The 20,576-nt window shown below is 62.4% G+C and carries 18 protein-coding genes; 15 read left to right on the top strand and 3 right to left on the bottom strand.

Going from position 1 to position 20,576, the window contains the following annotated elements; translation table 11 throughout:
- The first annotated feature begins 19 nt into the window (after nucleotides 1-19).
- The 3 genes from C4K39_RS21335 (at nucleotide 20) to C4K39_RS21325 (ending at nucleotide 2,892) form a co-directional block, all read left to right on the top strand.
- A complete protein-coding gene (locus tag C4K39_RS21335) occupies nucleotides 20-1,873 on the top strand; it encodes an Lnb N-terminal periplasmic domain-containing protein (RefSeq protein WP_124347347.1) in 1,854 nt (617 codons plus the stop codon).
- A gap of 99 nt (nucleotides 1,874-1,972) precedes the next feature.
- Nucleotides 1,973-2,329 (top strand): hypothetical protein, encoded by a 357-nt coding sequence (locus C4K39_RS21330; protein WP_124347346.1) that lies wholly within the window; start codon nucleotides 1,973-1,975, stop codon nucleotides 2,327-2,329.
- Nucleotides 2,330-2,400: 71 nt separating this feature from the next.
- Nucleotides 2,401-2,892, top strand: coding sequence for a GreA/GreB family elongation factor (locus tag C4K39_RS21325; protein ID WP_124347345.1), 492 nt, complete (start codon nucleotides 2,401-2,403; stop codon nucleotides 2,890-2,892).
- A gap of 6 nt (nucleotides 2,893-2,898) precedes the next feature.
- Here C4K39_RS21325 and gdhA read toward each other — a convergent pair whose 3' ends face one another.
- From gdhA to C4K39_RS21310, 3 genes are all read right to left on the bottom strand, one after another.
- Nucleotides 2,899-4,236 (bottom strand): NADP-specific glutamate dehydrogenase, encoded by a 1,338-nt coding sequence (gene gdhA, locus C4K39_RS21320; protein ID WP_124347344.1) that lies wholly within the window; start codon nucleotides 4,234-4,236, stop codon nucleotides 2,899-2,901.
- 288 nt (nucleotides 4,237-4,524) lie between these two features.
- The gene (gene ettA, locus C4K39_RS21315; RefSeq protein WP_068581800.1) at nucleotides 4,525-6,189 is read right to left on the bottom strand and encodes an energy-dependent translational throttle protein EttA; all 1,665 of its coding nucleotides are present in this window, start codon (nucleotides 6,187-6,189) and stop codon (nucleotides 4,525-4,527) included.
- A gap of 120 nt (nucleotides 6,190-6,309) precedes the next feature.
- The gene (locus C4K39_RS21310) at nucleotides 6,310-7,506 is read right to left on the bottom strand and encodes a benzoate/H(+) symporter BenE family transporter (RefSeq protein ID WP_068581803.1); all 1,197 of its coding nucleotides are present in this window, start codon (nucleotides 7,504-7,506) and stop codon (nucleotides 6,310-6,312) included.
- Between the two features lie 91 nt (nucleotides 7,507-7,597).
- Here C4K39_RS21310 and C4K39_RS21305 point away from each other — a divergent pair, with 91 nt between their 5' ends.
- The 12 genes from C4K39_RS21305 to C4K39_RS21250 all read left to right on the top strand — a co-directional run bounded on the left by C4K39_RS21305 (nucleotide 7,598) and on the right by C4K39_RS21250 (nucleotide 20,517).
- Nucleotides 7,598-8,302 (top strand): GntR family transcriptional regulator, encoded by a 705-nt coding sequence (locus C4K39_RS21305; protein ID WP_347141889.1) that lies wholly within the window; start codon nucleotides 7,598-7,600, stop codon nucleotides 8,300-8,302.
- Between the two features lie 30 nt (nucleotides 8,303-8,332).
- Nucleotides 8,333-9,325 (top strand): class I SAM-dependent methyltransferase, encoded by a 993-nt coding sequence (locus C4K39_RS21300; protein ID WP_068581808.1) that lies wholly within the window; start codon nucleotides 8,333-8,335, stop codon nucleotides 9,323-9,325.
- 63 nt (nucleotides 9,326-9,388) lie between these two features.
- On the top strand, nucleotides 9,389-10,189 hold the full coding sequence (locus C4K39_RS21295; protein ID WP_068581811.1) for a hypothetical protein: 801 nt from the start codon (nucleotides 9,389-9,391) through the stop codon (nucleotides 10,187-10,189).
- Between the two features lie 54 nt (nucleotides 10,190-10,243).
- On the top strand, nucleotides 10,244-10,474 hold the full coding sequence (locus tag C4K39_RS21290; RefSeq protein WP_068581820.1) for an acyl carrier protein: 231 nt from the start codon (nucleotides 10,244-10,246) through the stop codon (nucleotides 10,472-10,474).
- Nucleotides 10,475-10,485: 11 nt separating this feature from the next.
- The gene (locus tag C4K39_RS21285) at nucleotides 10,486-11,334 is read left to right on the top strand and encodes an alpha/beta fold hydrolase (protein ID WP_124347343.1); all 849 of its coding nucleotides are present in this window, start codon (nucleotides 10,486-10,488) and stop codon (nucleotides 11,332-11,334) included.
- Complete coding sequence (locus tag C4K39_RS21280; RefSeq protein WP_124347342.1) at nucleotides 11,331-13,109, top strand: non-ribosomal peptide synthetase; 1,779 nt, start codon at nucleotides 11,331-11,333, stop codon at nucleotides 13,107-13,109. The genes C4K39_RS21285 and C4K39_RS21280 overlap by 4 nt, the downstream gene beginning before the upstream one ends.
- An 8-nt stretch (nucleotides 13,110-13,117) precedes the next feature.
- Complete coding sequence (locus C4K39_RS21275) at nucleotides 13,118-14,047, top strand: chlorinating enzyme (RefSeq protein ID WP_068577365.1); 930 nt, start codon at nucleotides 13,118-13,120, stop codon at nucleotides 14,045-14,047.
- Between the two features lie 9 nt (nucleotides 14,048-14,056).
- Nucleotides 14,057-14,479, top strand: a complete 423-nt coding sequence (locus C4K39_RS21270; RefSeq protein WP_124347341.1) for a VOC family protein — start codon at nucleotides 14,057-14,059, stop codon at nucleotides 14,477-14,479.
- A 9-nt stretch (nucleotides 14,480-14,488) separates the two neighbouring features.
- Nucleotides 14,489-15,253 carry a thioesterase II family protein gene (locus tag C4K39_RS21265; RefSeq protein ID WP_124347340.1) on the top strand — a complete coding sequence of 255 codons (765 nt, stop codon included), beginning with the start codon at nucleotides 14,489-14,491 and terminating at the stop codon, nucleotides 15,251-15,253.
- 5 nt (nucleotides 15,254-15,258) lie between these two features.
- Nucleotides 15,259-15,897, top strand: a complete 639-nt coding sequence (locus C4K39_RS21260) for an alanyl-tRNA editing protein (RefSeq protein ID WP_068577359.1) — start codon at nucleotides 15,259-15,261, stop codon at nucleotides 15,895-15,897.
- Between the two features lie 47 nt (nucleotides 15,898-15,944).
- Entirely contained in the window at nucleotides 15,945-16,556 is a 612-nt protein-coding gene (locus C4K39_RS21255) for a LysE family translocator (RefSeq protein WP_068577357.1), read from the top strand.
- 112 nt (nucleotides 16,557-16,668) lie between these two features.
- On the top strand, nucleotides 16,669-20,517 hold the full coding sequence (locus C4K39_RS21250; protein WP_124347339.1) for a bifunctional diguanylate cyclase/phosphodiesterase: 3,849 nt from the start codon (nucleotides 16,669-16,671) through the stop codon (nucleotides 20,515-20,517).
- Nucleotides 20,518-20,576 lie beyond the last annotated feature (59 nt).

The raw sequence follows: 20,576 nt of genomic DNA, 5'->3' as shown, positions 1-20,576 counted from the left end.
CCGACTTAAGTTGCCCGATATGCTCAAACGCCTTGCCTACCTGGCGCTCTGTGCCTGCGCCCCGCTGTACGCCGCGCCTCACATCGACCATCAACGTTTGCAGCAACTGGCCAACGACCCCTTCTGGATCTCCCTGGGCCACTACGAAACCGCCAAGCTGGGAGGCTGGCGCAGCTATGTCAGCGACCCGAAGTTCTTCCTGGCCGCCGACGGCGCCCATCACCCCGATGCCGAGTTGCAGGCGACCCTGGACGCCCTCTACGCGCCCGCCAGTGCCGGGGAACGACATGCCCAGTGCGTCTATCCAGCCCGTACCCGCTGGCTCAAGGCACAGCTGAAGCTGGACGACCTGCCCAAGGTCGAATGCGCCGAGTTCACCCAGTGGTTCAAGGACGTCGCGCCCCACAGCACGGTAATGATCTTTCCGGCCGCCTATCTCAACAGTCCATCGTCGATGTTCGGCCACACCCTGCTGCGTATCGACCAGGCCGACGTGCAAAGCAATCACACCGCCCTGCTCAGTTATGCCATCAACTTCGGCGCCTACATCGAAGGCTCCGACAACAGCATCCTCTATGCCTGGAAGGGCTTGATGGGTGGTTATCCCGGACTGTTCGCCCTGGTGCCCTACCAGGAAAAACTGGCGGAGTACCGCAGCCTGGAGAACCGCGACCTGTGGGAGTACCGGCTGAACCTCACCCAGGTGGAAACCGAGCGCATGGTGGAACATGTGTGGGAACTGAAGCAGATCAAGTTCGACTACTTCTTCTTCGACGAGAACTGTTCCTACCGCCTGCTGGAACTGCTGCAGGTCGCCCGCCCCAGCCTGCGCCTGACCGGCCAGTTCCCACTCACCGCGATCCCTACCGACACCGTCAAGGCGGTCAAGGACGCCGGATTGGTGGAACGAATCGACTATCGCCCATCCAGGGAGCGCGAGTTGCTCAGCCGCGCCCAGCCTTTGAACCCTGAAGAACAACAATGGGTACTCAAGGTCAGCGCCGACCAGAAACAACTGCAGGACCGCGATTTCAAGGCCCTGCCCCGGGACCGACAAGCCCTGATCGTGGACGCGGCCTATCGCCTGGAACGTTATCGAGCCAATGGCCAGGAGCGTGATGCCGAACGCTCCCAGCGCAGTTTCGAGCTGCTCAGGGCCATCAACCAGAACCCCGCTCCAGAGTTGCAGATCCAGCGGCCAGGCCTGCCGGAAGACGGCCACCAGTCCCGCACCTGGCAACTCGGGGTCGGCACACGCGACGACAAGGCCTTTGCCGAGTACGGCCTGCGCATGGCCTATCACGACCTCAATGACAACGCCGAAGGCTTCCCAATGGGCGCCCAGATCGAGATCCTGCAGATGAAGCTGCGCCAGTACGAAGGCAACCACTGGCAATTGCAGCAGCTCGACCTGGCCACCATCCGCTCCCTGACCCCACGTACGCAGTTGCTGCAACCCTGGTCCTGGCAAGTCACCGGCGGCCTGGAGCGGGTACCGGGCAAGCACGACGACGAAACCCTGGTCAGCCACGTCAATGGCGGTGCCGGCGGCACCTGGCAATTGGGCGAGGACACCCTGGGCTTTGCGCTGGGCACGGTACGGGTCGAGCACAACGCCGATTTCGCCGGTTTCATCGCTCCGGCAGCAGGCTTCAACTCCGGCCTGCTATGGAAGAATCCACTGGGCAACTTCAGCCTGGAAGCCAAGGGCGACTACTTCACCAATGGTGAAGTCCGCCGCAGCCTGAGCCTCAACCAGCAATGGGAGCTGTCGCGCAACCTGGGCCTGCGCCTGAGCGCACAGCGGGAGTTCAGCCAACTGGCCAGCCCGGCCAACGAAGTCATGCTCGAACTCAAGTGGTACCACTACTAACGGCAGCTGCGAGCGTCAAGCTGCTAGCGACAAGGTTTTCACGCGTCGCCGACAAATGCCCTTCTAGACTTCACTCATGTGAAGTCTGGGAGTTCCTCGATGTGGCGTTACGCTTGGGCATTGCTGGCACTGGCCCTGATCGGTGGCTGTGAATCAACCCACGAGCATCTGCTCGCGCAGGGCTATCCGCCAGCATTTGCCGACGGCTTCGATGCCGGCTGCGTCAGTGGCCGCCAGGCCGCGGGGTCCATCAGCGGAGAGTTTCGCAAGGACGTGCCCCGCTACCTCAAGGACCGGCAGTATGCCGAAGGCTGGGATGATGGTTTCCGCCAATGCCAGGCCATGCTGGAAAACCAGGACCGTAACGACTATCGAGGGCGGCACTGGGACGAGCGTGAGCGGGCCTGGCAACAGGAAAAGGACCGCGATGCCGCGCGGTCCTATCGCTCGCAATAGGTCGTTTTCAGCTAACTGCAGGGGGTAAAAGCCTGCAACCATGGCTCGACCCTCCAGCCAAGGAGCACACCATGAGCCGCGCTTTCGTCAACGAGGACCAGGCGGCCGCCCAGGCCGAGCAACCGATCGAGCGCCAGGTCAGCCCGCACCCCAACTATGTCACGCCCCAGGGCCTGGTGGAGCTTCAGGAGAAAGTCGCTCAGCTGCAACTCCAGCATCAGCAACAAAGTGACTTGCGCGATAGCGCCGATCCGCAGCGCCTGGCCGACCTGGAGCGAGACCTGCGTTACTTCTCCCAGCGCTTGCGCAGTGCCCAGGTGGTGACAGCCACCGCCACCGACAAAGTACAGATCGGCAGTCGGGTGACCTATGTCGATGAACAGGACGACCAGCACAGCGTGCAGTTGGTCGGCGAAGACCAGGCCGATGCCGCCCGCGGCCTGGTCAATTGGGCCTCGCCCCTGGGTCGGGCACTGTTGGGCGCGCAACCTGGGGACGAAGTTCTGTGGCAGCGACCGGCCGGGGACCGGCTGATCGAAATCATCCGTATCGAACCGGCCTGAGTCGCCTCAGACCACGCCCTGGGCGAGCATGGCATCGGCCACCTTGACGAAACCGGCGATATTCGCGCCCTTGACGTAGTTGACCCGACCGTTTTCTTCGCCGTAGTGGACGCAGGCGTGGTGGATCGACTGCATGATGGCGTGCAGCTTGCTGTCCACCTCGCCGGCGGTCCACAACAGGCGCATGGCGTTCTGCGACATCTCCAGGCCACTCACCGCTACGCCACCGGCGTTGGAAGCCTTGCCCGGGGCAAACAGGATGCCGGCGTCGATGAAGATATCCACAGCCTCCAAGGTGGTGGGCATGTTGGCCCCCTCGGCAACACAAGTGCAGCCGTTGCGCAGCAGGGTCCGGGCGGCCTCGGCGTCCAGCTCGTTCTGGGTCGCACACGGCAGGGCAATCTCGCAAGGCAGGTCCCAAGGCGTCTTGCCAGCCCGGAACTCCAGGCCGAAGCGACCAGCCAGCTCGCTGATGCGCCCGCGCTGGACGTTCTTGAGTTCCAGCACCGCTTGCCATTGTTCTTCGCTCAGGCCGGACTCGCAGTACAGGGTGCCTTCGGAGTCCGACAACGAGATCACCTTGCCCCCCAGGTCCATGACCTTGCGGGAGGCATACTGCGCGACGTTGCCGGAGCCGGAGATCGCCACGCGCTTGCCTTCGACCCGATCGCCCCGACGCTTGAGCATTTCCTCGGCGAAGTACACGCAACCAAAACCCGTGGCTTCCGGGCGGATCAGGCTGCCGCCGTAGCTGATGCCCTTGCCGGTCAGTACCGAGGTGAACTGGTTGCTCAGGCGCTTGTACTGGCCAAAGAGGAAGCCGATTTCCCGGGCACCGACACCGATGTCCCCGGCCGGTACGTCCACGTCCGCGCCGATATGCCGGTACAGCTCGCTCATGAAGGCCTGGCAGAAACGCATGACCTCGGCGTCGCTCTTGCCCTTGGGGTTGAAGTCCGAGCCGCCCTTGCCGCCGCCCATGGGCAGGGAGGTGAGGGAGTTCTTGAACGTCTGCTCGAAGGCGAGGAATTTCAGCACGCCCATGTTCACCGACGGGTGGAAACGCAGGCCGCCCTTGTACGGGCCGATGGCGCTGTTCATCTGGATACGGAAGCCGCGGTTGACCCGGACCTTGCCCTGATCGTCGACCCAGGACACGCGAAATACCACGGCGCGCTCCGGCTCGCAGATCCGTTCGAGAACACCGGAGTCCAGGTAATGCGGGTTGGCCTCGAGAAACGGCCACAGGCTACGCAATACCTCTTCCACCGCCTGGTGGAATTCGGGCTGGTCCGGATCGCGCTTTTTCAGGCGGGCGAGGAAGTCTTCGACGGATTCGATCATGGAAAGTCTCAGCAGATTTATTGTCGTTAAGGGGGAGATTTGCCAAGGACTGTATCAACTCAACCCGCACCGCGACAGCGCAAAATGTCGCAGATATGAATTTAAATGGTGCATTTAATATAAATTTGTTGATTTTACTGGGCTTGAGCGCACTGAATTGGTGACAAAAAGTCGCAGGTTTGCACTCACTTTGAACGTCATTCGCCCCACTGGATTTACCGGAAAACATCGTTCCGGGCATAAAAAAACGGAGCCCGAAGGCTCCGTTCTGTTCCAGCAGCGGCTCGATCAAGCCAGCTTCTTGTGCCGTACCCGGTGCGGTTGCGCCGCGGCTTCACCCAGGCGCTTCTTGCGATCGGCTTCGTACTCGGTGTAGTTGCCTTCGAAGAACACCGCCTGGGAGTCGTCCTCATAGGCCAGGATGTGGGTCGCCACACGGTCCAGGAACCACCGGTCGTGGGAAATCACGATGGCGGCGCCCGGGAAGTCCAGCAGGGCTTCCTCCAGGGAACGCAGGGTTTCGACGTCGAGGTCGTTGGACGGTTCGTCGAGCAGCAGGACGTTGCCGCCCTCCTTCAGGGTCAGGGCCAGGTGCAGGCGGCCACGCTCACCACCGGACAGGTCCTTGACGAACTTCTGCTGGTCGCCGCCCTTGAAGTTGAAACGACCGACATAGGTGCGCGACGGGATCTCGTAGTTGCCGATGCGAATCTGGTCGGAACCGTCGGAGATCTGCTGGAACACGGTCTTGCTGCCGTCCAGGTCCTCGCGGCTCTGGTCCACGCAGGCCAGCTGCACGGTTTCACCGATCTCGATGCTGCCCGAGTCCGGAGTCTCCTTGCCCATCAACATGCGGAACAGGGTCGACTTACCGGCGCCGTTGCCGCCGATCACGCCAACGATGGCGCCCTTGGGCATGGAGAACGACAGGTTGTCGATCAGCACGCGATCGCCATAACCCTTGGTGACGTTCTTGAACTCGATGACCTTGTCGCCCAGGCGCGGACCGGCCGGGATGTAGATCTCGTTGGTCTCGCTGCGCTTCTGGAATTCCTGGGACTGCATTTCCTCGAAACGCTGCAGACGAGCCTTGGACTTGGACTGGCGGGCCTTGGCGCCTTTGCGCACCCACTCCAGCTCTTCCTTCATGGCCTTTTCGTGGGCCGACTGCTGCTTGGACTCCTGGGCCAGGCGCGCCGACTTGGCTTCCAGCCAGCCGGAGTAGTTGCCTTCGTACGGGATGCCGGCGCCGCGGTCCAGTTCCAGGATCCAGCCGGCGACGTTGTCGAGGAAGTAACGGTCGTGCGTGATCGCAACCACGGTGCCCGGGAAGTCGTGCAGGAAGTGCTCCAGCCAGGCCACTGAGTCGGCGTCCAGGTGGTTGGTCGGTTCGTCGAGCAGCAGCATGTCGGGGGCCGACAGCAGCAGGCGGCACAGGGCCACACGACGCTTTTCACCACCGGACAGGTGCTCGACCTTGGCGTCCCAGGCTGGCAGGCGCAGGGCATCGGCGGCGACTTCCAGCTGGCGCTCCAGGTTATGGCCATCGCTGGCCTGCAGGATGGCTTCGAGCTTGGCCTGCTCGGCGGCCAGCTTGTCGAAGTCGGCATCCGGATCGGCGTAGGCAGCGTAGACCTCGTCCAGGCGCGCCTGGGCGTCCTTGATTACGCTGACCGCCTCCTCGACCACTTCACGCACGGTCTTGGCCGGGTCCAGCTGTGGTTCCTGGGGCAGGTAGCCGATGTTCAGCTCCGGCATCGGGCGGGCTTCGCCCTCGAACTCGGTGTCGACGCCGGCCATGATTTTCAGCAGCGTGGACTTACCCGAGCCGTTGAGGCCCAGTACGCCGATCTTGGCCCCGGGGAAGAATGACAGGGAGATGTTTTTCAGGATTTCCCGCTTCGGCGGAACAACCTTGCCCAGCCGATGCATGGTGAAAACGTATTGAGCCAAAATATGGACCTCGTGAAGAAGGTGAGAACAGGCCAGCTAAGCCTCATGGTGCGGTACACAGCACTCCCAACCTTCAAGGTTAACCTAACTGAGCGACGGCGGGCAGACTGCCGGGTGCTTTCAGCCCAGCTTTTTCTTGCTGTAGACCACGTAGAACAAGGTGCCCAGCAACAATCCCCAGAATGACGAAGACACATGGAAGAAACTCGGGAAATACACCGTGATCATCAAGGTGGCCACCGCCGGGTAATAAAGGTCGTGCCTGAGCGAATCCCGCAGGGCATCGGCCAGGGTGCTGAACAACGCCAGGGCCGCGAGCGCCAGGATCACCGGCGAGGGGATCAGCGACAACAGGCTCACCAGGCTGGCGGCAAATAGCGCCATGACCAGGTAACTGACACCTGCGGCACAACTGGCGATGTACCTCAGGGACTTGTCGCTGGACGCCAGCGGGCCTGCACACATCGCCGCCGTCAGCGCCGCCAGGTTGAGGTTATGGCAGCCCAGTAGCGAGGCACACGAGGTGGCCAGGCCGGTAACAAACAGCGTGCCCGGAAAATGCGTCGTGTAGCCATTGTTGCGCATGATCAGGTAGCCAGGGATGTTCTGGGAAAACAGGGTGACCACGAACAGCGGGATGGACAGGTTGATGAAGGACGAAAGCGTGAAGACCGGAACCACCCACTCGAAACGATAGGTCGACAGTTCGATGGCATATCCCGCTGGTTGCTTGAACAGGAAATAGACGAACAGCACTGCCAGGGAGGTCGGCAGGGCAAACAGCGGCTTGAAGATGAACAACAGCAACCAGACCAGCATTACCGCTCCAACGATCAGCGGATACTGCTCGAAGGCCGGCACGAAGGACTTGGCTAATGACAGCAGGACTCCCGCCAGCATCGCCGACGAAAGGCTGGCGGGAATCTTCTCGATGTACCGGGCGATCCTCGGCACCATGGCCAGTGCCAGCATCAGCATGCCGGACATACAGAACGCCCCGACCGCCTCGTCGAAGCCCCCCAGGGGCTGGCTATAGCCAAGCAGGATCGCCGATCCCGGCGTCGACCAGGCGAAGGCATAGGGCTTGCGGGTAGCCAGGGAGAACCCGATGCCCATCAGCCCCTGGAACAGGCACAACATTGCCAGCGCACTCACCGCCTGGCTGGCCGAGGCCCCAACGTTGTAGAAACCCTGCAACACGATGAAGAACGTGCTGATGAAACCGATCAGCGCAGCACTGGCCCCGGTGCTGATAAGACTCCACCACTCGCCGGACCAGCCGCCACCCGACACTCCCGCCCTGCTCAAAGCACCCATGTTGCCACCCCGTTCACAGAATCTGCGGCGAAAGAGCCAAGCCGCCTTGCATTCCCTAAAAGCTGGTGCTACAACCAATATCCATTGGATATTGGATACGCAAATTAATAGTAATGAGAAAGACTTGAAAAGCAAACGACTAAGCAACCTCGGTGAGATCCAACACAAAACAGCAAGTGAACAGATTGAACAGGTGTTAAAGCAGGCGATCCTTGAGGGGCGCCTTCCCCCCGGCGAGGTCCTGCGCCAGGAGGAGCTGGCGCAAACCTTCAATGTCAGCCGAATGCCGGTTCGCGAAGCACTGAAGAAACTGGAAGCACAGGCACTGGTGGACTTCGTTCCCTACAAGGGCGCGATCGTGACGCAGATATCCAAGGCCGACGGCCTGGACAACTACGCCATCCGGCTGGCCCTGGAACCTGCGGCCATCCGGTATTCGATTCCACACTTGACCAGTGCCGACCTGCAGCAGGCCAAGGACCTGATGCAGCAGATGAATGAAGAAACCGAGATGGACCAGCTAGGGGACCTGAACAAGCGCTTCCACATGTGTCTCTACGGGAAAACGCCCCACCTGAAATTACTGCAGTTGGTGGAGAAGCAGTTGTCCGTAGAGGACCGCTACTTGCGCTTTCACTTATCGGCCATGGGCCGTGAACACATGTCCCAGGATGAACACCTGGCGATGATCGAAGCCGCTACCGAACAGGACCTGGACCGGGCCGAAGCCCTGGTACGCAACCATTTGATAAAGGCCGCCAAGGCCCTGGAAGACTTTTTCGACCGCAAGACCTGAACGTACGCTCATCACACAAGGAGGTGGACCATGGCCCAAGTCATGTCGGCATCAGCAATCGACTCTGCACAGAACCTGGCAGGCAAATCGATTTTCCTGGAGATGGGCGCACGCCTCGGGGTCATCGACCTGCTCATGCAAGGCGAGCCTTTCGATGTCGAGCAGGTAGTGCGCATCAGCGGTGCCAACCGGCACTTCGTCGTGTCCTACCTGGCCGCCTTGTGCAAACTGGGGCTGGCGACCCAGGAGGCTCGTCCCGACCGCTACAGCGGCACGCCTGCCCTGCCGGTGGCCGTCAACAACTGTGGCTACCTGCTCTGGGCCCTGCAGTCCTGCGCCCCCTTGATCGAGCATCCGGTGCAGTTCGCCAACAACATGCCGGACGCCATCAACACCTATGTGCGCAACGGCGAACATGTGGCACGCACCTCCAAGTGGATGGGAGCCACCGACTTCTACCCCCATGCCGAACAAGAAATTCTCCAGGCCAATCCGAAGAAGATCATCGACTTCGGTTCAGGCACCTGCGGTTTGCTGATCCGACTGCTGGAGCGCCTGCCCCAGGCCACCGGGATCGGCATCGACCTGAGCGCCAGCGCCTGCCAGAAGGCCCGGGAAATCATCGAGGCAAAAGGCTTGAGCCACAGGCTCCAGGTGATTCATGCACCGGTGCAAAGCCTGATCGACGATCCGACCCTGCTCAAGGATGTCGATGTCGTCCATGCCGGATTCGTCTTCCACGATCTGGACCCCACCCAAAGCCAGGTCCTGCCGAGCCTGCTGGCCACCATCAAGGCCGCCTCGCCCCGGGCCAAGCTGGTCATCGCCGATGCCATACCCGACGATGCCCCCTGGGAAAACAACGCCTATTCATTGGCGTTCACGTTCCTGCACACCCACTTCATGGACCGCAAGTTCCCTTCGGAGGAAGGCTGGAAGGCCTTGCTCGAAAAGGCCGGGTTCATGGACGTGACCCTCTCTAAACCCGGCCTTTCCGGCAGTCGCCTGATCGTCGGTCACTAGAGCAACACCCAACTCCGAGCAGTAAGGAATCCTATGTAGCCGCCACTCATCGGGAGATCGATCATGCGCGTGGAAACCCTTGTAGAGCGTGTCAAGAACCATCGCTGCTATAGCCATCCGATTTTTCACAACTGGGCCCGGGTCAATCCCGGCACCGAAGCCATCGGCGCCCTGTTCCACCACATCCGCAGCTTTTGCGATGCCACCCGCCCAGGCTGGAACCTGCCCCAGGGGCTGAAGGAAATCGGCCTGTCCACGGAAAGCCACCTGTTGCAGGAGATCGTCGACAGCGAGGAAAACCATGGCCCTGAACTGGCGATGATGGCCGGGCACATCATCAACCGCTCGGTCCCCGGCAAGGCGATCTTCGACGACTTGAGCGACCAGATTCATATCGAATCCATGCTCAAGCGCTGCTCCGATGAATTGCTGGGCCAACTCCCCGGCTATGACTTCGCCACCGGCCTGATGCCCCAGACCAAAAGGGCTATCCACACCTTCGAGGCCCGCAAGTCGACAGCCGCCCAGGATGTCTACAAGAGCCTGGGGACCGCACTGGCCCTGGAGATCATCTCCAATCGCCAACTGATCCCCGGGGAAAAGGCCTGCCTGGTGGACAGCGGCCTGTACCGCGCCAGCTTCGACGAGCCGGCCATGCACTACCTACTGGAGCACTACGGCGAAACCGGAGCCGAATGCCAGCACGAGCAGAACGCCATCGAGGCGGTGGGCTCGGTACTCAACCCGCAGAACAGCGCCGCCATCGTCCAGGGCGCCGACGACTTCCTCGATAACCTGGAAGCCCTGTGGGACCTGCTGGACTCGACCCTGTTGCAGGCCGAGGGTGACCGCGCTGCAGCCTGACCCCTTCCCGGGCCGGGCAACCGGCCCTCTTCCCGACAACGAGGCAGGTCAATCATGAGTAGCGAAAAGCTCGACAAACTCTTCGAAGACGTCTTCCGCCGCCCGGTCGCCAATGACCAGGACATCTTCGAACTGGGCGCCAACTCGCTCACGGCCATCCAGCTGGTCAGCCAGGTGAACGAGACGTTCGGCGCGAACATCAACATGGAGCAGTTCTTCCTCAGCCCCTGCAAGCAAACCATCCTGGACCAGTTGCCCGCTGCCGCGACAGCGCGCTACGCCTGAAGAGGTGCTCCATGCACAGTCTGTTCACATCGACCTTGGATTTGCAGCGTGCCGGCAAGGTGATCTGTGTGCGGAGCCTGCCTTTTGATCCCACCCGCGAAACCCTGCTGCTGCTGGCGCCAGTGGGTACCCAGTGCTTCTACATGAAGAATGCGGCGCTGTTCCTCATCAGCCACTTCAACCTGGTCATTCTGGAAAGCGACGCCCTGCTGTCCTATGCCGCGGCAGCCGGGTTGGCGCCCAGCGAGGGCGTCGCCGACTTCGTCAGGCAACTGCACGCCGCCCTGCCCGAAGCCGTCAGCGTGGACGCCGTGGTGGGCTACTGCTCTTCGGCCCCCCTGGCGCTTCTGGCCGCCGCCCAAGGGGTGTGCAGCAAACTGCTGTTGCTCAACGGCGCTTACTTTCTCAAGGGCGACGACATCGCCAAGAGCCAGTACGAGCGCGATGTAGAACGCATGATGCAGTCGATTCCCCAGGGCAACTGGGCCCAGGTGTACGAGGCGGTCAGCCTGTTGCACGACAACAGCGGCCTGGCCCCCAGCGACTATCGCTACCAGCAGATCCGGCCCTTGCGCGAGCGACAGGCCTTTCATCAGTACCTGACCTTCCTCAACCACCTGGCGACCCTGGAAGTAGCCGCCACCGCCCAGGCCGTCGAGGCCCCGACCCTGGTCTGGTGCGGCGGCAACGACAGCTACACCGACACCGCATCCTCCCGATACGTTGCCAGATGGCTGCCCAACGGCGAGCTGGTCGAAGACCCGGCCGGGCACCACCATGACTTCGTCGATGGCCACGAACGGCTGTACCAGGCGATGATGCATTTCCTCACCCGCCATCAACCGAGGGCTGCCCGATGAATGCGCACACCTCGTCACCGACCAGGGTCTTTCGCAAGTTCCAGTCGATCTGCACGGTGACGCCCCATGCCCTGGCAGTGGTCGACAACGGCAATACGCTCACCTACCAGCAACTGCACGAGCAGGTACTGGGCTTGTCCCAGCAACTGGTCCGCCAGGGCCTGGCCGACAGTTCGTGCCTGCCGCTGGTCGCCAGTCGTTGCCTGCCCTACCTGGTCACGCTACTGGCCTGCTGCAAGCTGGGGATCGCCTATGTATCCATCGACCCGAGCACGCCAGCCCAACGCATCCTCGCGCAACTCGAACAACTCGACTGCCAGCACCTGCTGCTGATCGGCCAGGCCGAGGACCTGGAGATCGACCCGCGCCTCACCTACCTGCACCTGGACGCCAAGGGCCGCCTGCGCAGCCGGGGCCCGACCCTGCGCCGCACCAGCCAGCGGCGCCCTGCCGACGCCGACAGCCTCACCGTGATGTTCACCTCAGGGACCACCGGGGTGCCCAAAGGGGTCCGGGTGTGCCATGCCGGCCTGCTGAACCTGGTGGAAAACGTGCAAGGACAGGTCCAGGGCAAGGCCCACAACTATGTTCATCACTCCTCGATCAGCTTCGATGCCGCCTTGTTCGAAGTCTGGGTGCCACTGCTGACGGGCGCCTGCGTCACCCTCCACGCCCCGGCGTTCAACATCGAGAGCCTGGCCGACTGTGTAGGGGCGAGCCACTGCGATGTGCTGTTGCTGACCACTTCACTGTTCCACCTGGTGGCGCAACATCGCCTGCAAATGCTCGATGGCGTCCGCGTGCTGTATGTCGGCGGCGAAGTGCTCAAGCCCGCATACGCCAGGGCACTTTTGGCCGCCAACCGTGAGATCACGCTGGTCAACGGCTACGGCCCGACCGAAAACACAGTGTTTTCCACCTGGCACAGCATGAGTTCCCCCAAGGACATCGTCGGCGATGCGATCCCCATCGGCCGCCTGCTCAACCACGTGCACGCCAAGGTCGTCGATGCCCGGTTGCAGGAAGTGGAGCCCGGGGCTCCTGGCGAGCTATTGCTCGGCGGGCGCAACCTGAGCCTCGGTTACCTGGACGAAGAACTGACCCGCACGCGCTTCCTGCACCAGGCCGAGGGGGTCTACTACCGCACTGGCGACCTGGTGGTGGAAAACGAACAGGGGGTGTTCTTCTACCAGGGACGCCTGGACGAACAAGTGAAGATCCAGGGCTACCGCGTTGAAATCACCGAGGTCGAACAGGCATTGGGGCAGTTGCCCGGCATTGCCCAGGCCGTCGTACTGGCGCGCCCCATGAATGCCCTGGAAAACTGCCTGCATGCCTTCGTGGTGTTCCAGCATGGCTGGCCGGACATCGACGAAGGCAAGCTATTGAGCCTGCTGTCGGCTCGACTGCCCCACTACATGCTGCCCGCCCGTATCCACCGGTTGTTCGAATTACCGGTCACGGCCAATGGCAAGCTGGACAAACGCACCCTGCACTCCCTGGCAGGCGAGCAACCCAGGGCCCACAGGCCGTCACCACCTGCCGGTTCGGCCGTCCTGGAAGCCTGGTCAGGCATCCTCGGCACCCGCGACCTGCAATTGGAGCACTCGATCTATGCCTACGGCGCCTCATCCTTGAGCGTCGTCATGGCCCATACCCGGATCAACCAGAGTCTTGGCAAGAAAACCCCATTCGATGAAGTCGCCCGGTTGAACACCTTGCAGGAGTGGGTGCAGTACTACGTAACGCATGAAAACCTCAGTAACCTCTCGTAGGAGCCGACATGGACATCACTGACTTTTCGTTGACGGAACAGGAACTCCAGCAATTCGACCGGGACGGCTTCATCGGCCCTTTCACGCTCTACGAGCCTGAAGAAATGATGCAGATGCACAAGACCGTCCGGGCGCAACTGTTCAACCGGACCCATGCGCCCTATGACGCCCCCCTGGACGTGGCGATCACCAACTACGATCGCCACCTGGATGTCGAACTGCTGACCCGCCATGTGTTTCGCAAGGAGATCGTCCATCGGCTGCGGAGCATCCTCGGCCCGGACGTGATTTGCTGGCGCAGCGAGTTCATTCCCAAGTACCCCGGCAATGAAGGCACCGACTGGCACCAGGCCGACACGTTCGGCCATGCCTCGGGACAACCCCAGCTGGTATGGCCCCAGGACGAGGCATTCGGTGGCGCCATCAACGTCTGGACCGGCTTCACCGATGCCACCCAGGAAAACGGCTGCATGCTGTTCATCCCCGGCACCCACAAGAAGATGAACTACGACGAATCCATCGGCATGACGTTCGACCCGGTCGCCAACAAGGACGTGGTCAAGGGCCAGTACGCACGTGGTTTCAACGGCTATGACTACAGCACCCTGCAAAAGGACAAATCCTGGCGGCCGGATGAAGCCGCTGCGGTGCCGATCGTGATGAAGGCCGGGCAGTTCGTGATCTTCCGCTCGATGCTGATGCACTCCTCGCTGCCCAACTCGACATCGGACAAGACCCGCCTCGGCTATGTGGCGCGCTACGTGCCCGGGAGGGTGAAGGTCTATCCCGGCACCGACTACGTGAAAGAGTTCGGTGGTGAATATCGCCTGGACAAGTTCGGCGTGGTGCAGGTGGCCGGTACTCGCACCGACCAACAGAATCGGGTGGCGAGCCAGAGCCTTAGCGGCCTGGACCTCAAGCCCCTGGCCTGCAGCTGAGGAACGACCATGGAACAGCACTCCTACCTGGGGATCGACCACATCGCGTACGCCACGCGATCCACGCAGAAGACAGCCGCATTCTTCACGGCCCTGGGGTTCGAAGTGCTGTTCCATCGCCAACCGATCGACAAGTTCGGCGTGCTCATCACCAAGCTGCGCTCGCCGACCGGGGAGATCGTCGAGGTCGTCGAGCCCTTTCGCCCCGACAGCGTGGTCAGCCGCTTGCTGGTCAACGTCGAGGCCTGCATCTATCACGCTGCCTTCAGGGTCGACGACCTGGCGGCGACCCAGGCCTCGCTAGCCGGAATCGGGGGCGTGACGGTGACCAACGCCATGACCATTCCCTACCCCGCGACCGAGGAGCATCGCTCGCTGACCACCTCGCACATGTTCCATCCGGCGGTGGGCCTGTTCGAGATCACCGGATAGGAACCCCCCATGGCCACAGCCTCGATCACCCAGCCGCGCTGGCTCGCCCCACTGTCCACAGCCCCCTGCCGGGAGGGCCAGGACATACTGCTGTGCTTTCCCTATGGCGGCGGCGGCAGCTCGGCCTTCCACGGCCTGGAGGCGCTACGCTACGCCGGCATCACGCCCTGGGTGGTCAAGCTGCCCGGACGCGAGGAGCGAATCCAGGAGCCCGCGGCCACCTGCATCCACGGCCTCATCGATGCCATCGTCGAAGCGCTGCAGGCATTCACCCGGCCACTGGCCTTCTATGGCCACAGCTTTGGCGCGGGCCTGGCCCTGGATGTTGCCCACGCCCTGGTCGAACGTGGCTGCCAGCTTCCAACACGGCTGGTGCTGTCCGGGCGCATGCCTCCCCACACCGGGTATTCACCGCTACTGGGCGCCATGGACGACGAGCAGCTATGGCAGCACGTCTGTGCCGAAAGCGCGCTCCCCCTGCCCCGGGACGCCTCCTGCGGGTTTGCCCGGCAAGCCCTGGTCAAGCTCAAGGCCGACCTTGTACTCAATGCCCAGCTGACCTACAGGTTCATCCGCCCCCTGCCCATACCGCTGTATACCCTCAATGGCCTGGACGACCCGTTGATCGACACCCACCGCCTCGACGAGTGGCAGCGCTATAGCAGCATCCGCTACCAGGGGCAGTGCCTGCCCGGCGGGCATTTTTTCTTCGAAAAAGATTTCCAACGCTTCTACGCGACCCTCCTGACCACCCTCACAGAGCAAGACAGCTAAGCCCTATGGAACGTGCCTTCTGGAATACCCCGTATCTTTCGACCCTGGATGCCCGAGTGCTGAGCATCGAAGGTGCCGACGTCACGATCAGCCCGACGATCTTCTTCGCCGAATCCGGTGGCCAGGAATCGGACCGGGGCACCATCAACCGGATCGAGGTTGCCCAAGCCACGGTGGTCGACGACCGGATCGTCTATCGCCTGGCGACCGAGCCGGACTTCGCCGTGGGCGACCTGGTCAACGTGCAGATCGATTGGCCCCGGCGCTATGCCCTGATGCGCCTGCACTTCGCCGCCGAGATCGTCCTTGAGCTGTTCTACAAGAAATTCCCCGGGCTGGAGAAAGTCGGCGCCCACATCAGCCAGGGCAAGGCTCGCATCGACTTTGTAATGGAGGACAACGTCAGCCAGTACTTCCCTGAGATCCTCGAGCAGGTCGAGCGATTGGTGGCCGCCGACCTGCCGATCGAAAGCCGCTTCACCGATGCCGAACACCTGCGCCGCTGCTGGCACATCGAGGGGTTCTCCCAGGTGCCTTGCGGCGGCACGCACCTGCGCAAGACCGGCGAAGTCGGACGGATTCGCCTCAAGCGCAACAACATCGGGGCGCACAAGGAGCGCGTCGAGATCTATCTAGTGGACTAGCCATCGCCCGTTGATCGTGGCCCGGCGTGCTTCAGGAGACCGCCTGCATGCTGAACATCATGCCTGCACTTGGATTGTTGCTGTTGATGCCGGGACCGACCAATACACTGCTGTTGCGCTCGGGGGTGCTCAGCGGGTTCAGGCATGCCTGGCCGCTGAGCCTGCTGGAGTGCCTGGCCTACCTGCTGCAGATTTCATTCTGGGGCTACCTGCTGGGCCATATCGGCGACAACGCGCCCTGGTGCCTGAGGCTGGTGCAGTTCGCCTCGGTCTGCTACCTGGCCAAGACGTCGTACCTGCTCTGGCGCAAGCCCGACGGTAAACTGTCGCCCCCCGCGGAGGGCCGAGTGTCCAGGCTGCACTTCTTCCTGCTGACCCTGATCAATCCCAAGGGCTTGCTGGTGGTCTCGTTCATCGTTCCGGTACAGACCTTCACCGACCCTGGCCTCTACCTGCATTTTGTCGTGCAGTTCACCGCCGTGGTGATCCCGGTGGGGTGTGCCTGGGTGCTGTTCGGCGCCCGGATCAAGCGCAGCGGCCATGCCTGGCTGACGCCCCACGCCATCAACCGCACGGCCTCGGTGGTCATCTGCTGCTTCGCGGTGGCCATCCTCTCGCGACTGGCGGATTCCCTGATCAATAGCGGCCTGGCGCTGTAGTCAGCCAGGCGGGTCTGGCACTTTGCCACAACTCAAGGCATGCTAGCCGCCCTTCGGGCGTCCGGCTTATAGTGCACGTCGCGCCAGTCCAGCCAAACCGCAGGATCACAGCTTGTCCAACGTCACTTCGCCACAGCCCGCGCGCGCTAAGAACACTGCGCCGGCTTACCCTTTGCGAGGCACACTCAAAGGCGCACTGGCGACGCTGGTGCTGCTTCTCCTGGCCCTGCTGTTCTGGCAGTTGCTCGACCAACTGCAACAGAGCCGCCAGGACCAACGCCAGCATGCCATCGACTACAGCGCCGACCTGGCCGACCACTTGAGCCTGAACCTGGCACTCAATGCCCAGATCGCCCTCAATCTGCTTCCGATCGTCGAAGCCCCCCAGGACAGCCAGCAACAACAGCAATTGCTGCAAAAACTCCAGCGTTCCCTGCCAGATGTGCGCAGTTTCGCCCTGCTCGATACCCGGGGGCAGATCATCAGCGACAGTGCCACCGACAGCCAGGATGCCCTCTGGCTCGCCGACCTGATACAACGCAGCCGCTCCCAGCGCTTTTACTACAGCAACCCGGCCGATGGCTCGGTGGTGCATGTACTGCTGCACCAGGCCAGCGGCTCGACCCGCGGTTACTGGATCCTGCGGCTGGCCCCAGGCTTCCTCCAGACGCTGGTCCGCCAGAGCGAAGAAGGCAACAAGCCGAACTGGGTGATCGAGAATCGCCTGAGCCACCAGGTAATCACCCGGGACGAACACAGCACCGCGACGCCCGGCATGCTGGACCCCGACGAGATGGCCAGCAGCGTGCTGCTGGTGCCGCTGAACAACAGCGACTGGCAACTGCGCGGGTTGTTCGACCAGCGAGCGGTGATCGAACAACTGCTCCCGGCCTTCATCGGCAAGTGCCTGCTGGGCCTGGCCTTTTCCCTGCTGCCGGTGATCGCCCTGCTGAACATGCGCCGGCGCCAGCGCCAGTTGCATGAAGGCCGGCGCCGTTACCAGGATATTTTCGAAGGCACCGGTGTCGCCCTCTGTGTCCTGGATATCTCCGGTCTTCCGGGGCTGCTGGAAAAACACCATGTGCACAACAGCGATCAACTCAAGCGCTGGCAGGGCGAACACCCCCAGCAGCGGCGCCAGTTGCTCCAGGAACTGCGGATCACCGAGGTCAACCAGGTCGCCCTGCGCCTGCTCAACGTCGAGTCCAGCGAACAGGCCTGGCAACTGCTGATCGAAGGCCACCCGGACAGCAACAGCGCCATCGGCAACCAGTTGCTGCAGGCCCTGGTCAGCCAGCAGAAACAGCTGGAGCTGGAGATCAAGCTCGGCGATGCCCAAGGCAACGACCAGCACCTGTGGCTGGTCATGCGCCTGCCCGAGCAGAGCGAAGACTACGGCGCGGTGATCCTCAGCATCAGCGATATCACCAGCCGCAAGCTGATCGAGTTGTCACTGCTCGAGCGCGAGGGTTTCTGGTCGGACGTGGTGCGCACCGTGCCTGACCACCTGTACGTGCAGGATGTGATCAGCCAGCGGATGATCTTCAGCAACCACCATCTGGGGCAGACCCTGGGCTACAACAAGGCCGAACTGCAGCAGATGGGCGAATACTTCTGGGAGATCCTGCTCAACCCCGAGGACGCCGACCTCTACCACCGCCTGCGCCAGGAGCAACGGCACTCGGCCTACGCCCAACTGCTGCAATGCCAGCTGCGCTTCCGCCATCGTAGCGGCCAGTGGCGACGCTTCGAAATCCGTGAACAGGCCCTGGCCCGGGACCGCTACGACCAGGTGACGCGGATCATCGGCGTGGCCAAGGACATCACCGACCAGATCGAAGCCAGCGAATCCCTGCGCGACAGCGAGCAGCGCTACCGCATGCTCGCCGAAAGCATCAGCGACGTGATCTTCTCCACCGACAACAAGCTTTCGCTGAACTACGTCAGCCCCTCGGTGCAATCGGTGCTCGGCTACGACGTGGAGTGGGTGTTCCAGAACGGCTGGCAGTCGACCATCGCCAACCCGCACCAGCTGACCGGCATCTATGCCCTGATGGACCGGGTCAGCAAGGCCCTGGACAAGCCCGAGCAACTGGCACAACTGCGCAGCCAGGTGCAGACCCAGTTGTTCCTGTTCGACTGCCTGCGGGCCGACGGCCGCAAGATTCCCATCGAGCTGCGCCTGGTACTGGTCTGGGACGAGCACGGCGCCTTCGAAGGCGTACTCGGGGTCGGCCGCGATATCAGCCAGCAACGTCGTGCGGAAAAAGACCTGCGCATGGCGGCCACGGTATTCGAGCACTCGACCTCGGCGATCCTCATTACCGATCCGGCCGGCTACATCGTCCAGGCCAACGAGGCTTTCAGCCGGGTCAGCGGCTATGCGGTATCCCAAGTGCTGGATCAGTTGCCCAACATGCTCACCGTCGACGAGCAGCAGGAAGCCCACCTGCGCTACGTGATCAAGCAGCTGAACCAGCACAGCACCTGGGAAGGCGAGGTCTGGCTCAAGCGCCGCGATGGCGAGCACTATCCGGCCTGGGTCGGGATCACCGCGGTGCTCGATGATGAAGGCGACCTGGCCAGCTACGTGTGCTTCTTCAGCGACATCAGCGAGCGCAAGGCCAGCGAACAGCGGATCCACCGCCTGGCCTACTACGACGCCCTGACCCACCTGCCCAACCGCACGCTGTTCCAGGACCGCCTGCACACGGCCCTGCAATCGGCGGAGCGGCAGAAGTCCTGGGTGGTGCTGATGTTCCTTGATCTCGATCGCTTCAAGCCGATCAACGACTCCCTGGGCCACGCCGCCGGCGACCGCATGCTCAAGGAGATGGCCGTCCGCCTGCTCGCGTGCGTCGACGATGACGACACCGTGGCGCGCATGGGCGGCGACGAGTTCACCCTGCTGTTGCAACCGCGCGTGAGCCGGGAAATCGCCCTGAACCGGGCGATCCATGTTGCCGAGCAGATCCTTGCCAGCCTGGTCAAACCCTTCGTTCTCGAAGGCCGGGAGTTCTTCGTCACCGCCAGTATCGGCATCGCCCTGAGCCCCCAGGACGGCAACGAACTGAGCCAGCTGATGAAGAACGCCGACACCGCGATGTACCACGCCAAGGAGCGTGGCAAGAACAACTTCCAGTTCTACCAGGCGGACATGAACGCCAGCGCCCTGGAGCGCCTGGAACTGGAAAGCGACCTGCGCCACGCCCTGGAGCAGCAGGAATTCGTGCTCTATTACCAGCCGCAGTTCAGTGGCGATGGCAAGCGCCTGACCGGTGCCGAGGCGCTGTTGCGCTGGCGCCACCCACGTCGCGGGCTGGTGCCGCCGGGAGACTTCATTCCGGTGCTGGAGGAACTGGGCCTGGTGGTGGACGTCGGCGACTGGGTGATCAGCGAAGCCTGTCGCCAGCTCAAGGCCTGGCACATGGCCAAGGTGCGGGTGCCGAAGGTCTCGGTGAACATTTCCGCCCGGCAGTTCTCCGACGGCCAGTTGGGCATGCGCATTGCCACCATTCTCCGGGACACCGGCCTGCCGCCGGCATGCCTGGAGTTGGAACTGACCGAAAGCATCCTGATGCGCGAGGTCAGCGAGGCCATGCAGATCCTCGATGGCCTGAAGAACCTGGGCCTGAGCATTGCGGTAGACGACTTCGGTACCGGCTACTCGTCGCTCAACTATCTCAAGCAGTTCCCCATCGACGTGCTGAAGATCGACCGCACCTTCGTCGACGGCCTGCCGTCCGGCGAGCAGGACGCGCAGATCGCCCGCGCCATCATCGCCATGGCCCACAGCCTGAACCTGGCGGTGATCGCCGAAGGGGTGGAAACCCACGAACAGCTGGACTTCCTGCGCGAGCACGGCTGCGACGAAGTGCAGGGCTACCTGTTCGGCCGACCGATGCCGGCCAACCGCTTCGAGGCGCAATTCAGCAACGACGCCCTGTTCATGTTCGACTAGAAGCAGCGGCACGCTTCAAGCGACAAGCTGCAAGAGAAAAGCGATCCGCTTGCAGCTCG

It is taken from the genome of Pseudomonas sessilinigenes, assembly GCF_003850565.1.
GTDB lineage: Bacteria > Pseudomonadota > Gammaproteobacteria > Pseudomonadales > Pseudomonadaceae > Aquipseudomonas > Aquipseudomonas sessilinigenes.
The sequence above is the reverse complement of the archived record's forward strand: the minus strand, read 5'-3'. Positions and strand labels throughout refer to the sequence as shown.

Excerpts from the sequence above, each read along its gene's own strand:
- C4K39_RS21335 (WP_124347347.1), top strand. The coding sequence starts at position 20 with ATGCTCAAACGCCTTGCCTACCTGGCGCTCTGTGCCTGCGCCCCGCTG.
- C4K39_RS21330 (WP_124347346.1), top strand. The coding sequence starts at position 1,973 with ATGTGGCGTTACGCTTGGGCATTGCTGGCACTGGCCCTGATCGGTGGC.
- C4K39_RS21325 (WP_124347345.1), top strand. The coding sequence starts at position 2,401 with ATGAGCCGCGCTTTCGTCAACGAGGACCAGGCGGCCGCCCAGGCCGAG.
- gdhA (WP_124347344.1), bottom strand. The coding sequence starts at position 4,236 with ATGATCGAATCCGTCGAAGACTTCCTCGCCCGCCTGAAAAAGCGCGAT.
- C4K39_RS21310 (WP_068581803.1), bottom strand. The coding sequence starts at position 7,506 with ATGGGTGCTTTGAGCAGGGCGGGAGTGTCGGGTGGCGGCTGGTCCGGC.
- C4K39_RS21300 (WP_068581808.1), top strand. The coding sequence starts at position 8,333 with ATGGCCCAAGTCATGTCGGCATCAGCAATCGACTCTGCACAGAACCTG.
- C4K39_RS21295 (WP_068581811.1), top strand. The coding sequence starts at position 9,389 with ATGCGCGTGGAAACCCTTGTAGAGCGTGTCAAGAACCATCGCTGCTAT.
- C4K39_RS21290 (WP_068581820.1), top strand. The coding sequence starts at position 10,244 with ATGAGTAGCGAAAAGCTCGACAAACTCTTCGAAGACGTCTTCCGCCGC.
- C4K39_RS21285 (WP_124347343.1), top strand. The coding sequence starts at position 10,486 with ATGCACAGTCTGTTCACATCGACCTTGGATTTGCAGCGTGCCGGCAAG.
- C4K39_RS21280 (WP_124347342.1), top strand. The coding sequence starts at position 11,331 with ATGAATGCGCACACCTCGTCACCGACCAGGGTCTTTCGCAAGTTCCAG.
- C4K39_RS21275 (WP_068577365.1), top strand. The coding sequence starts at position 13,118 with ATGGACATCACTGACTTTTCGTTGACGGAACAGGAACTCCAGCAATTC.
- C4K39_RS21270 (WP_124347341.1), top strand. The coding sequence starts at position 14,057 with ATGGAACAGCACTCCTACCTGGGGATCGACCACATCGCGTACGCCACG.
- C4K39_RS21265 (WP_124347340.1), top strand. The coding sequence starts at position 14,489 with ATGGCCACAGCCTCGATCACCCAGCCGCGCTGGCTCGCCCCACTGTCC.
- C4K39_RS21260 (WP_068577359.1), top strand. The coding sequence starts at position 15,259 with ATGGAACGTGCCTTCTGGAATACCCCGTATCTTTCGACCCTGGATGCC.
- C4K39_RS21255 (WP_068577357.1), top strand. The coding sequence starts at position 15,945 with ATGCTGAACATCATGCCTGCACTTGGATTGTTGCTGTTGATGCCGGGA.